The organism is Bacillus sp. NTK071 (assembly GCF_017303315.1).
In the GTDB taxonomy this organism is placed as follows: Bacteria; Bacillota; Bacilli; order Bacillales; family Guptibacillaceae; genus Guptibacillus.
The window spans coordinates 11,925-24,181 of sequence record NZ_JAFKOI010000002.1 but is presented as its reverse complement, the minus strand read 5'-3'; the positions used below and the strand labels follow the sequence as shown (position 1 = coordinate 24,181).

Here is a 12,257-nt window from a genome sequence, read left to right as displayed (position 1 = left end):
GATGAAGAATTTCGTTGCGCTATGTAGTTTATTACTTGTTCTATCTTTAAATAGTGCCAGTGCAGAAGCCTCTATTGAATCGGTTGATTTGCATTTAGGAAATCATGAAATTGCCATTACTTTTCTTGATTTATCTGTAGGTGAAGCGATTTTGCTCCAACGATCAGAAGGCGGATCTGTGTTAATTAATACAGGTAGTTCTTCATCTGAGCAGGAGCTTATTGATCGTCTACAAATGTTTAATGTAAAAGATATTAGTAAAGTTTTCTTAACGAATGCAGATGAAGTTTATACAGGTAATTTCAAAACGTTACTTCGGTATTTTAATGTCAATGAATTGTTGATTACTGAACCTCTCCAAAAGTCTCTTGTTTCGCCTATTCCATCTCAAATTGTCCAAACGAAAGTGAAAGACAAACAAAAGATTAAACTGATGGAGGATGTTAGTGCAGAAATAATAAACATATCTAAGGCGGGAGAAGTCACATATATGCTATCCTTAGGAAGTCAACATTTATTAATGATGGGTGAAACAGATATGGAATTGGAAGAATCGATTGCTTCTTCGGGACGAACGGTAGAAGTATTGAAAGTTGCAAACTTTGGTTCTGGTAATGGCACTTCAGCTGAATTCCTCAGTGCAATCGATCCTCAAATGGCTGTTATTTTTCGCCACAAAAATATTGATGTAAGTGAATCTGTGCTTGAACGTTTAAGTGAAACTTGGACAGACGTTTATTACCCTTATCGAATCGGAAGTGTCACACTAAGGTTCCAGAACGATCGATACGATGTCATTACGCTTCCAACTAAAGAAACAAGGTAAACTTTCTTACGATTATATGTTGCAAAATACCGCAACTTATTGAAAAATAGGGTTAGAAAACGATGGCTATTATCATTGAGCTTTCTACTAGGAAAGTTTATTAAACAGAGCTAAAGTAAAGGAGCCTGCGCATGGGCGCAGGCAATGTTGGAAGTGGGGCACTATTAGTAGTGCACCGCTTTTGGCGGTACTTATAGTTTGTCTCTTACCAGTTCAACTATAAGTAGTAAATTTAGGGGTGAGTGGATCTCATTGAAGCTTATCTATGCAGAGATTAAATAACTTACTAAACAGGGAGTTGGCAGAAATGGAAAGTAACATAGAAGTATTGTCGACTGTTAAAGTCAGCAAGTCACTTGATATTTATAAAATTGTAGACTCATTAAATCGAACGTTAAAAGAAAAGGATCTAATGTTCGGTCTTGCACTTGATGAAGAAGACCAGGAACAGATGATCTTTACGATTTATCGTACATAATCGGATGAACGTGATGAAAGTAATAGGAATTATTGCTAGTGTTATTTTTGTATTATTGATTTGGCAAGGGGTTTCATTTTATCACTCCGTTCTTGATCACCCTAACCAGCTTGAAGAAAAAGCTACACAAAGAGCACAGTCAGAATCTGTAATATCTACAATAGATGAAGCGATCCAATATCATGGTACAAAAGAGGCTTTTGTTGTATTAAAAGGTCCAAATAAAAATGGTGAAGAAGTATTTGTGTTCGTACCTGAAAAGAAAGCACCACTCGTAACTAAGAAAACCAATGAGGGTGTGACCTCTGAGACAATTAAAAACAAGATCTCGGAACAGTTCTCTCCTAAGGAGGTTATTGGTATTAAACCGGGTATCGAAACGAATAAAGAGGATCAGCAGGTTCTTGTTTGGGAAGCCACTTTTATCGATACCGATAATCGCTACACGTTTGCTTATTATTATTTTAGCAATGGAGAATACTGGCGGTCGAGAACGATTAGACAAAGTTAAGGACAATGGGAGGAATCAATATGAATTTATCAAAGCGAGTCGCGGCTCTTACGCCATCTGCTACACTGGAAATTACAGCGAAAGCGAAAGCGTTAAAAGCAGAAGGGCACGATGTAATCGCACTTGGTGCAGGGGAACCAGACTTCAATACACCTTCACACATTTTAGAAGCAGCTAAAAAAGCAATGGATGAAGGATTAACAAAGTATACACCGGCTGGTGGTATTGTTCCACTTAAGGAAAGTATCATATCAAAGTTTGAGCAAGACCAAAATCTTTCCTATAATCCTGAAGAAATTATCGTATGCACAGGAGCAAAGCATGCACTATATACGTTATTTCAAGTTATTCTTGATGAAGGTGATGAAGTCATCATCCCAACACCATACTGGGTAAGTTATCCTGAACAGGTAAAGCTTGCGGGGGGTCATCCAGTTTATGTGGAGGGAAAAGAGGATCAATCATTTAAAGTGACAGTTGATCAACTCGAGAAAGCTGTATCAACTAGAACAAAGGCTGTCATCATTAACTCACCTTCAAACCCAACTGGTTCTATTTATACACCTGAAGAATTGAAGGAAATTGGTGCGTTTTGCTTAAAGCATGACATTATGATTGTTTCAGACGAAATATACGAGAAGCTTGTATATGATGGAGCAGAGCATACTTCAATTGCTCAGCTTTCTGATGAATTAAAGCAACAAACCATTATCATTAACGGAGTTTCAAAATCACATTCTATGACAGGTTGGAGAATTGGGTACGCTGCAGGTAGAAAAGAAATCATTAAAGCTATGACAAACCTTGCAAGTCATTCAACATCAAACCCTACCTCCATTTCTCAATATGCAGCACTTGCGGCATATGAAGGGTCACAAAAGCCTGTTGTAGAAATGAAAGAAGCTTTTGAAGAAAGACTCAATACCGTTTACGATCAGTTGAGTAGCATTCCAGGATTTACTTGTGTTAAGCCACAAGGCGCTTTCTATCTTTTCCCTAATGCAAAAGAAGCGGCAGAGAAAACTGGGTTCAATTCTGTCGATGACTTTGTAAAAGGACTTCTTGAAGAAGAGAAGGTCGCTCTTGTACCAGGATCCGGTTTTGGATCCCCTGATAACGTGAGACTTTCTTATGCTACTTCTTTAGATGTTATTCAAGAAGCTATACATCGAATTGAGCGGTTTGTTAAAGCGAAACAAGCTGTCTAAGCAAGTTGTTGTCTAATCAAATAATCGGTATAATATAGATTGAACATTTCGATTTGAAAACATTAACAATATAAAGCGATCATACGATGCAAGACATCTACCGAAAATGTCAATTGGAGGTAGGTGTTCGGTGCGATCGCTTTTCTTAATTAGTTGGAGGGAAATTAGCAGTGAAAACAACGATTTCAAATGTAGATAAACAGGTTGAACAATCTGTAACAATTGGTGCATGGCTACATAATAAGCGTTCTAGTGGTAAGATTCAGTTTCTACAACTTCGTGATGGAACTGGATTTATTCAAGGCGTTATGGTAAAAAAAGAAGTTTCAGAAGAGGCATGGGAAGCAGCGAAGAACCTGACACAAGAGTCTTCTGTATGGGTAACTGGAATTGTTCGTGAAGATGATCGTTCACAATCAGGTTATGAACTTACAGTTACCAACGTTGAATTAATTCATGAAGCTATTGACTACCCAATTACACCAAAAGAGCACGGAACAGAATTTTTGATGGATAACCGCCATCTTTGGATCCGTTCGCGCCGTCAAAATGCTATTCTACGTATTCGTAACGAAATTATCCGTGCAACGTACCAATTCTTTAATGAGAATGATTTCGTTAAAATCGATCCGCCAATTTTAACAGGTAGTTCTGCTGAAGGAACAACGGATTTGTTCCATACAAAATATTTTGAGGAAGATGCTTATCTTTCACAAAGTGGTCAGCTTTATATGGAAGCTGCTGCAATGGCGTTTGGAAGAGTATTTTCGTTTGGGCCAACATTCCGAGCAGAAAAGTCCAAGACACGTCGTCATTTAATTGAGTTCTGGATGATTGAACCTGAGATGGCGTTTATGAATCATGAGGAGAGTCTTGAAGTTCAAGAACAGTATGTAAGCTTCCTTGTTCAGTCTGTATTAGATAACTGTCAAATGGAGCTTAAAACACTTGAACGTGATTTATCAAAACTAGAAGCAATTAAAGCACCTTTCCCACGTATTTCATACGATGATGCGATTACCCTTCTTAAGGATAAAGGTTTTACAGACATCGAGTGGGGAGAAGACTTTGGTGCCCCACATGAAACGGCGATTGCAGAAAGCTTTGAGAAGCCAGTTTTCATTACAAACTATCCAAAAGATATTAAAGCATTCTATATGAAACCAGATCCTGAGCGTGAAGACGTTGTGTTGTGTGCAGATTTAATTGCACCTGAAGGTTATGGTGAAATTATTGGCGGAAGTCAAAGAATTGATGACCTTGCGCTTCTTGAGCAGCGTTATGAGGAACATGGCCTAACGGATGATGCATACAAATGGTACCTTGAACTTCGTCGTTATGGTTCAGTTCCACATTCCGGTTTCGGCCTAGGATTAGAAAGAACAGTTGCATGGCTTTCTGGTGTGGAACATGTTCGTGAAACAATTCCATTCCCGCGCCTTTTAAATCGTCTTTATCCGTGATAGAATAACAAAGCTGACGCTTCTTTCTTAGTGAAAGAGGCGTCTTTATCTAAGAGAGTGTTGTATTCGTATTTAGAAAATCATAAAGGTAGAAATGAATAGAGGATATAGGAATTCGAGGCATCTATAGTGCTCTAAATTTTTATACTCCCTTCACGAATTACCCACATGCTATAATGAAAGGTAGAGGTGGATGGGATGAAGAAGGAACACATGATTCAAATATTGAATGAAGGTCATTTCTCAGTACCGAGACTGCTGCTAAATTACTACGCTAGAATTGGTCTACATGAGGAAGATACTTTTTTTCTAATTAAACTACACAGCTTTATTGAACAGGGAAACTCATTTCCTACACCAGAAGAGCTTGCATCAGCTATGACTTATTCACCGCAAGCGTGTTTAGATAAAATCCAACAGTTAATGCAGAAAGGTGTACTTACTATTGAAGAACACCGAAACGAAGACAAGAACTATTATTCAGAAGCATATTCCCTTATTCCACTTTGGGATCGCATTTTTGGTGCAATAGAACAAGAAGAGGCAGAAAAATCTGCAGCCAGAAACATAGAAAGTGAAGAAAGTCTATATACGCTTTTTGAACGTGAATTTGCTAGACCTCTTTCACCGATTGAATGTGAAACGCTAGCTATGTGGATTGATGGAGATAAACATGACTCAGAACTTATTAAAGCAGCTCTAAAAGAGTCTGTCCTTGCCGGTAAACTTAACTTTCGGTATATTGATCGCATATTATTTGAATGGAAACGAAACGGAATTAAAACAGTGGATCAAGCGAGGTCCTATGGCGAGAAATTTAGGAAACATCAGTATGACAAAAAAACACCGGTTTCTAAACCTGATTCCAAAAATGATTCAGGCCAAAGTGCCCCAATTTATAACTGGCTTGGTCGATAGAAAATAGCGTAAAGCGGAAGCTAAACTTCCGCTTTTTTTTATATAATATGTTAGCATCCATTGTTGATTTCTCGATTTTTGACTCATTCGAGTGAAGCCTTAGTTTCACTCGCCTTTCAGAAAAGCTGAAAGGTCGCTGTGTGATGGCCAATCGCAGGGCCTAAATGAGCCAAAAATCAACACCACTCATTAACATAGCCTTTTTATAAGAAAGGAATGCTGAAATTGCTTACAAAAGTCCAAATCAGAAGTGTTCTTGACACAATGGGTGAGATGTTCCCTGATGCCCATTGTGAGTTAAATCATTCTACCCCGTTTGAACTTGCTATCGCCGTTGTATTATCGGCTCAGTGTACGGATGCACTTGTAAATAAAGTCACCCCAGGGTTGTTTGCTAAATACAAGGGACCAGAAGACTTTCTTGAGGTACCTATTGAAGAGTTAGAGAATGACATCAGACGAATCGGTCTTTTTAGAAATAAGGCAAAAAACATTAAAAAGCTTGCTCGTACAGTCGTAGAACAATATAAAGGGAGATTGCCTGAAACGAGAGAAGAGCTTATGGAGCTTTCAGGCGTAGGACGTAAGACGGCGAATGTCATAGCATCAGTAGCCTTTGATGTGCCAGCCATTGCCGTTGATACGCATGTTGAGCGAGTTAGCAAAAGACTTGGTATATGCAGGTGGAAGGATTCTGTCCTCGAAGTCGAAAAAACATTAATGAGGAAAATACCTAAAGAAGAGTGGTCTGTGTCTCATCACCGATTCATATTCTTTGGAAGGTACCATTGTAAAGCACAGTCACCACAATGCGATATATGTCCATTGCTTGATCTCTGTCGTGAAGGTCAAAAGCGAATGAAGCAGCGAGTACGAAATGGAAGATAAAAAAGTAGTTTTATCTAACGAATTACACCACTCATTCTTTTTCATGGAATCTGATTGGATTGGGATATTAAAGCAACGTGATGGACGGCTTCCGTTTTCTTTTGAAGTCATGCACCAACGAGGAAATGATTCAGATAAACCTTGGGATGCACCAGATACTTATCTAAACCAGTATTTCATAGAGTGGAAAGTACTTAAGCCTCAACTGGCTAAACTATTCGGAGAGCGAGGTAGATGTCATGTAACAACTGAAATGACCGCACAAATCGGGTATTTTCTTGAAGCCTTATTTTGGATAAACGGTCTACGTGCATGCCCGGGTATTTGGAAAGAGATATTCGATACTCTCGCTGTTAAGCCATTAAATGGAAAGGAACGCATACAATATCTTTTTGATCAACCAGGTCATTATGTATCATTTATCCAGCTAGATGAAATGATAGGGGAGATACATAAGAAGTGGAGAGTAAAATGTGTTGGATGACTATATAAAGTAACGCTGAAGAAGGAAATTGACCATTAGAAAAGCCAAACCTTAGAAGGTTTGGCTTTTCTCTAGTTTTGAAACAATTATTCATTTTGGTTTTTGGGTGTCGTACTGTTTGAAGCGGGTGCGTTGGATTGACTGTTAGAACTAGTTCCATCATTACCTGAATCAGACCCTGAGTTTCCACTTCCAGAACCTGTATCAGCGCCGTTACCATTTTCAGACCCCGCGTTACCCTGGCCATCATTTTGACCGCCATTATTACCTTCATTTGGTGTTCCACTATTATCCTCAGCAGGAGGTTGTTCTTCTTCTCCCTGATTCGCATTACCATTTTGCTCGCCATTACCAGTAGTATCACCTTCTCCACTACCATCTTCAGGAGGAGTGCCTTCTTCGTCAGTGTTCTCTTCAGGCTCTGGCTCTGGTTCAGCTTCTGCTGGAACGGAAACAGAGGTTTCAGCAGGTTTAGTAGAGACGCCTGCTTCAGTAACAGCTGTTACTTTAAACTTATATTCGCTACCTTTTTCTACATTTTCAATGGCAAAGCTGGTGTCTCCTGTATCAGTTAAGGATTGATATCCACTACCGTTAACGCTCATCTCAACTTTGTATGTGAATTTCTTATCCTCACCAGGCTGCCAAGAAAGTGCAATGCTATTTGAGTCTGCGTTGTATTGCGCAGATAATCCAGTGACCCCATCAGGTTGTTTATACTTCTCAGATGTTTTCTCTGGCGTATGTCCTTTTACAAATAGCTCATACACAATTTTATCTTTAGGTGTGTAATCACTAGGAAGTAAGCCGGTACTTTTCTCAACCCCAACTTCTACAACAGAGTCAGGTTTTTTAAAGTCAGCTGTATTAATTCCTTCAGACACCTTACTCATAATTTCTTTAAATAAGAGTTTTGAAGTATCGTCTTCGCCTTTTCCTGAGTCAAGATAATGAGCATTTGGCTTATTAAAACCAGTCCAAACGGCCATAGAATACTCGGTAGTATAACCTGCAAACCAAGCATCTTTAACAATTCCAGAGGTAGGAAAACCTTGCTTTTGGATTGTGTCTGCGTCATGGTTCGTCGTACCTGTTTTACCAGCAACAGGAAGACCGGATATTTTAGCATCTGTTCCTGTTCCTGTATCTACTACTGATTTCAACATATCGCTAATCATGTAAGCTGTGTAGTCATTCATTGCTTTCACTGATTCTGGCTCAAGATTCATTTCTTTGCCGTTAGGGAAAACAACTTTTCGTACTGTATGTGGCTTGTTGTAAGTTCCTCCATTACCGAATGCAGCATAAGCCCCTGACATTTGGAGTGGCGACGTACTAAATGTACCTATCGCTGCAGTAGGAACCATGTCTTCATCTTCTAGTCCCATACCTAGCTTATTAGCAAATTCCTGAGCTGGTTTTTCTCCTACTTCAAGGAATGTGTTAACAGCAGGAACGTTGTAGGACATTTCAAGCGCTCTTCTCATAGAAACCTGTCCACGATAGTTTCTGTCCCAGTTACGGATGTTTGCTTCGCCAATTTTAAGCGGTTCATCTTTAATGGACCGTCCAGTTGACCACTGCATATTGTCAATTGCTGGACCGTAAGCAATGATTGGCTTTGCTGTAGATCCAGGTTGGAATTTACCAGTTGTCGCATACGTTATTACGTTTTCATCTTTACGTGTTTCGCCAATTGCACGAATAGAACCAGTTTTGGTATCAAGTAGCACGAGACCTGATCGCATGTCTTCATTAGAATAAGGGTAGTTTGCGATTACATCCGTTGTAATGTCCTGCGCACGTGTATCAAGGGTCGTATAGATCTTAAGGCCCCCAGAGTAGATATCTTTTTCAGAAATATCGTCACGCTCTCTTAATTCTTTTACAACTTGATCCATGAAGACCTTATACTGATCACTTTCTGTGGCTTCCTTTTTTGTGACAATCATATCTTCTACTTTTTCAGCCTGGTATTTATCTAATTCTTCACCAGTAATAACGCCTTGTTTTTCCATAAGACTTAGAACAATGTTTTTGCGCTTTGTTGCAGCGTCAGGATTTTCATAAGGGTTATAGTAACTAGGTCGCTGTGGAAGACCTGCAAGCAATGCAGCTTCACCAGGAGTCAAATCTTCTTCAGTAAGGTTCTTGCCAAAGTAAGTATCAGCAGCAGCGACGACACCCCAAGCACCATTTCCGAAATAGATCTTATTCAAATACATTTCAAGAATTTGATCTTTCGAATATTCCTGTTCAAGTTTAACGGATAAATAAGCTTCCTGTACTTTCCGTTCTAACGATTTTTCGGATGTAAGCAATGAGTTTTTAATTACTTGTTGTGTAATTGTACTTGCACCCTCAGCGCCAAAGCCCTGTGTGATGTTCGCTAAGACGGCACCACCAATTCGTCTAGGGTCAATCCCAAAATGCTCGTAGAAGCGAGTATCTTCCACAGAAACAAATGCTTCTTTAAGCACATCTGGAATTTCATCAAACTTTGCAACTTCTCTAGCACCAGTACCAGCTAGAGTTTGAACTTCTTCATCACTCTTATCGAGGATAACAGAAGATTGTGGGTTAGCGAGGTCATCTGGATCGAGCTCTGGTGCATTATTAATATAAGCTATTGCTGTAATGCCTCCAGCTGCAATTCCAACTAGAAATAATATAAGAAGTGTTAGAAAGATTTTCTTGAAAATTCCGCTTTTGCCTCGCTTTTTAGAAGGAGGTTTTTTCTTGCTGTTTGATTTACGTCGTTCTTGACGAGATTGATAATCACTCATAACCATTCCTGCCTTTCAAGCCTGTACTCTTTATAGGATTCGAAACAATCCATTATTTTATGAATAGAAACAGAACTTCATTAATTGAAATACATTTTATCAATAATCTTCATATAGTCAATGCGAGGTTGAAAGGTATATGGAATCAATATACCTTGTTTCTCTATGTCTTCCTTCTTAATAGATTTCCTGCCACCAAATTCCATATCTTCCCAGTGCTTAAAGAGGTGAGATGCATCCAAATAAAACACCTGGTCTGTGATAGAAAAGCGAAGCAGCACGAAGCAAATACCATTCTGCTCATGAACTTGCTTCATATGTGTGATTTGATGTTCATGGAAGTTACTCAAAGGGAAAGAGGTTTTATTGCGTGTCTCTTTCGCTTCAAAATCAATGTATCTTCCATTATAAACACCGTTGTAATCGGTCGTAGAAGCTTGTTTAAAATATGCTTCTTTAATGACGGCAGCACTTCTTTTCGGATAATCCACGTTCACGATTTGAACGGGAGTAGGCTTCTTGTGTATAACAGCTTTACCTGTTGAGAGATAATACGTATTACTCTGGTTAATATCTTCTTCAAGTGTCATTCCACGATTGCTGTATGATTTTTGTTTCTGGCTTGCGAGCTGATTCTGGGCCGAAGGGACGTAGGGCTTTCCATTCGGATATCGAATCGGCATTATAATCATCCTTTCTTATGTAAAACGTGCACTGAATCTATTCTACTTTAATTATAACGAGTTGTACGACAAAAATGTTTCAAGCAGGTGAAAAATAAATGAAGAATGACAACTTAATTCAAACAATTGAAGAAATCAAGAAAATAACAGCAACCTGGAATGTTGATAATATTTCACGTACCGTATTTTATAACAATTTTTATAACCAACACCCTGAAATCAAGTGGGCGTTCCTTGCGTCTATGGTTTCTCGAAATGCTGGTTGGAGTATGAGCGATTTAAAAGGTGAATGGTTTCCAAGAGTATTAGAAGAGGATCAATTGAAGCATCTTTTTCTAGCATATGAACGCGCTAATTGGACGATCTTTCACGATGCAGTACCTCAGCTTCTCCTCTATGCAAGAAGCAAAGAATGCAATGAATCTGTTATGCACTACTGCAGGGCATTTAACGTTTCAGAATTTATGCTTGGGGAGTGGGAATCTTTCTTTTTAACGCGTGATGAGGAACGACTAATGGTTGCACTTATTATTAATGAACAACATGTAATTGAAGTACCTATATTGCAACACCACCTTTATGCAAAAAAAGTGTTTCGTTCGATGGTTTTTACAGTGCAAGACTGGTTTCACTTCAGTACTGTGTTGTTTCCTACAGTAAAAGGAAGTCTATATGGTTTGTCAGTAAGCGGCTTCCGACATACGAGAAATCGAATAGAGTTAGGTAAAAAACTTGGTTCGCTTTTATTTCATCCCCTATATTTTAAGGAATTTTATCATTTTTCAGCAACAGTTTGTCCAACAGGATCACGATATGATTATGAACGGTATATGGGGAAAAGGCGAGAAGGTCCGATGTTAAGGATGGTTTACCCGATTATTCAGCATCACCAAGAAGAGAAGACAGACTGGTATATGGGCCAGCGTTACGTTCAAAAGCTCCTGAATAATGAAGTAACGCTGCCCGACAAGCTTGAAGTTACAGAATGGTACGAAGGGAAAAGAAGTCAAATCAGAATCGGAATTGAATTTCAGAATTTATTGAAGCAAAAGCGCAGGGGTTAACTCTGCGATTAAGTTGAAGGGCGGTCTGGACCTTCAATTTTTTTATTGCCATAACCTGTTCTTGTTTCTTCTTGATTAGGTTGTCTTTTTCTAGCTGTTTTTTCTAACTTCTGCTTTTTGCTCATTGAATCTCACCTCCTCTTATTAGTGTGAGCAGATGTTACAAAATCATTCTTTCAGCGTGTCGAATTCATCTCCCTTTAGCGGTAAACCACTACCTTTGCCGAAACGGTTCTAGTTTTGTCAGTGAAGAAGGCAATGACTTAAGACAGGGCGAATATATCCAATACAATATAACAGGCTAAGGGCCTGTGATTGACAGAAGGGATGGGATTGCATGTTATTAAAAACGAAGCAGGTTTCAGATGAACTTGGTGTAAACCCTACTACTGTTCAGCGCTGGGTTAAGTATTTTGAGTTATCGTGTGAGAAAAATGAACTAGGGCACTTCTTATTCACCAATGATACCTTGGAGGAGTTAAAATCAATTAAAAATGATTTGCGAAGGGGTTATTCAATGGAGAAAATTAAAGCGGGCTCAACTGAAAAATCATCTGACATTAAGGTCATTTCTCAAGAAAGATTTGAACAACGACTTGATCGCTTTAGTGTTAGATTAGAGCAACTTGAGCGTCAGTTAGAGGAAAAAGCTAATGAAGTAATTACAGTGCAAGTTCTTCAGCATCGGTCTGAACTAGATGAACTTGTAAAGAAAGTAACTTCTTTAGAAGAGAAATTAATAGAACTTGAAGATCATACATCTATTCAGGAGGCAGTAGGTCAGTCGTCGGGCAAAGTAAAGCGTCCATGGATCATGAGTTTATTCAGCTTCTAGCAACTGTATAATGGTTCACTTCTGGCCTTATGTCCAATTGGGATATAAGGTTTTTTGTTTGTCATCTTAGACTTGTTCTAGAATAGGTACTCTTTATGAAAATTGTTAAGATT

General features: G+C 38.9%; 12 protein-coding genes. 10 read left to right on the top strand and 2 right to left on the bottom strand.

Features of this window, described 5'->3' with window-relative positions; all coding sequences use genetic code 11:
• The first annotated feature begins 1 nt into the window (after position 1).
• From JI666_RS04280 to JI666_RS04245, 8 genes are all read left to right on the top strand, one after another.
• The gene (locus JI666_RS04280; RefSeq protein ID WP_206889352.1) at positions 2-826 is read left to right on the top strand and encodes a ComEC/Rec2 family competence protein; all 825 of its coding nucleotides are present in this window, start codon (positions 2-4) and stop codon (positions 824-826) included.
• A 307-nt stretch (positions 827-1,133) separates the two neighbouring features.
• Complete coding sequence (locus tag JI666_RS04275; RefSeq protein WP_136947239.1) at positions 1,134-1,304, top strand: YpmA family protein; 171 nt, start codon at positions 1,134-1,136, stop codon at positions 1,302-1,304.
• Between the two features lie 13 nt (positions 1,305-1,317).
• Positions 1,318-1,815 carry a cell wall elongation regulator TseB-like domain-containing protein gene (locus tag JI666_RS04270; protein ID WP_206889351.1) on the top strand — a complete coding sequence of 166 codons (498 nt, stop codon included), beginning with the start codon at positions 1,318-1,320 and terminating at the stop codon, positions 1,813-1,815.
• A gap of 20 nt (positions 1,816-1,835) precedes the next feature.
• A complete protein-coding gene (locus tag JI666_RS04265; RefSeq protein WP_206889348.1) occupies positions 1,836-3,023 on the top strand; it encodes a pyridoxal phosphate-dependent aminotransferase in 1,188 nt (395 codons plus the stop codon).
• 170 nt (positions 3,024-3,193) lie between these two features.
• A complete protein-coding gene (asnS, locus tag JI666_RS04260) occupies positions 3,194-4,486 on the top strand; it encodes an asparagine--tRNA ligase (RefSeq protein WP_206889345.1) in 1,293 nt (430 codons plus the stop codon).
• A gap of 198 nt (positions 4,487-4,684) precedes the next feature.
• Positions 4,685-5,404, top strand: coding sequence for a DnaD domain-containing protein (locus JI666_RS04255; protein WP_206889343.1), 720 nt, complete (start codon positions 4,685-4,687; stop codon positions 5,402-5,404).
• A 225-nt stretch (positions 5,405-5,629) separates the two neighbouring features.
• Positions 5,630-6,292 (top strand): endonuclease III, encoded by a 663-nt coding sequence (nth, locus tag JI666_RS04250; RefSeq protein WP_206889341.1) that lies wholly within the window; start codon positions 5,630-5,632, stop codon positions 6,290-6,292.
• Positions 6,282-6,776 carry a YpoC family protein gene (locus JI666_RS04245; protein WP_206889339.1) on the top strand — a complete coding sequence of 165 codons (495 nt, stop codon included), beginning with the start codon at positions 6,282-6,284 and terminating at the stop codon, positions 6,774-6,776. The genes nth and JI666_RS04245 overlap by 11 nt, the downstream gene beginning before the upstream one ends.
• An 86-nt stretch (positions 6,777-6,862) precedes the next feature.
• Here JI666_RS04245 and JI666_RS04240 read toward each other — a convergent pair whose 3' ends face one another.
• Complete coding sequence (locus tag JI666_RS04240; RefSeq protein WP_206889337.1) at positions 6,863-9,562, bottom strand: PBP1A family penicillin-binding protein; 2,700 nt, start codon at positions 9,560-9,562, stop codon at positions 6,863-6,865.
• Between the two features lie 80 nt (positions 9,563-9,642).
• Positions 9,643-10,245 carry a Holliday junction resolvase RecU gene (gene recU, locus JI666_RS04235; protein WP_206889335.1) on the bottom strand — a complete coding sequence of 201 codons (603 nt, stop codon included), beginning with the start codon at positions 10,243-10,245 and terminating at the stop codon, positions 9,643-9,645.
• Between the two features lie 98 nt (positions 10,246-10,343).
• Between recU and JI666_RS04230 the strand changes: the two genes are divergently transcribed.
• Positions 10,344-11,309 carry a DUF2515 family protein gene (locus JI666_RS04230; RefSeq protein WP_206889332.1) on the top strand — a complete coding sequence of 322 codons (966 nt, stop codon included), beginning with the start codon at positions 10,344-10,346 and terminating at the stop codon, positions 11,307-11,309.
• Between the two features lie 337 nt (positions 11,310-11,646).
• Complete coding sequence (locus JI666_RS04225) at positions 11,647-12,144, top strand: MerR family transcriptional regulator (protein ID WP_206889329.1); 498 nt, start codon at positions 11,647-11,649, stop codon at positions 12,142-12,144.
• Positions 12,145-12,257: the final 113 nt, after the last annotated feature.

What these genes read in the sequence shown, in the direction of transcription:
- JI666_RS04230 (WP_206889332.1), top strand. Translation starts at nt 10,344, where the DNA reads ATGAAGAATGACAACTTAATTCAAACAATTGAAGAAATCAAGAAAATA.
- JI666_RS04280 (WP_206889352.1), top strand. Translation starts at nt 2, where the DNA reads ATGAAGAATTTCGTTGCGCTATGTAGTTTATTACTTGTTCTATCTTTA.
- recU (WP_206889335.1), bottom strand. Translation starts at nt 10,245, where the DNA reads ATGCCGATTCGATATCCGAATGGAAAGCCCTACGTCCCTTCGGCCCAG.
- JI666_RS04255 (WP_206889343.1), top strand. Translation starts at nt 4,685, where the DNA reads ATGAAGAAGGAACACATGATTCAAATATTGAATGAAGGTCATTTCTCA.
- JI666_RS04275 (WP_136947239.1), top strand. Translation starts at nt 1,134, where the DNA reads ATGGAAAGTAACATAGAAGTATTGTCGACTGTTAAAGTCAGCAAGTCA.
- JI666_RS04225 (WP_206889329.1), top strand. Translation starts at nt 11,647, where the DNA reads ATGTTATTAAAAACGAAGCAGGTTTCAGATGAACTTGGTGTAAACCCT.
- JI666_RS04265 (WP_206889348.1), top strand. Translation starts at nt 1,836, where the DNA reads ATGAATTTATCAAAGCGAGTCGCGGCTCTTACGCCATCTGCTACACTG.
- JI666_RS04240 (WP_206889337.1), bottom strand. Translation starts at nt 9,562, where the DNA reads ATGAGTGATTATCAATCTCGTCAAGAACGACGTAAATCAAACAGCAAG.
- JI666_RS04245 (WP_206889339.1), top strand. Translation starts at nt 6,282, where the DNA reads ATGGAAGATAAAAAAGTAGTTTTATCTAACGAATTACACCACTCATTC.
- JI666_RS04270 (WP_206889351.1), top strand. Translation starts at nt 1,318, where the DNA reads ATGAAAGTAATAGGAATTATTGCTAGTGTTATTTTTGTATTATTGATT.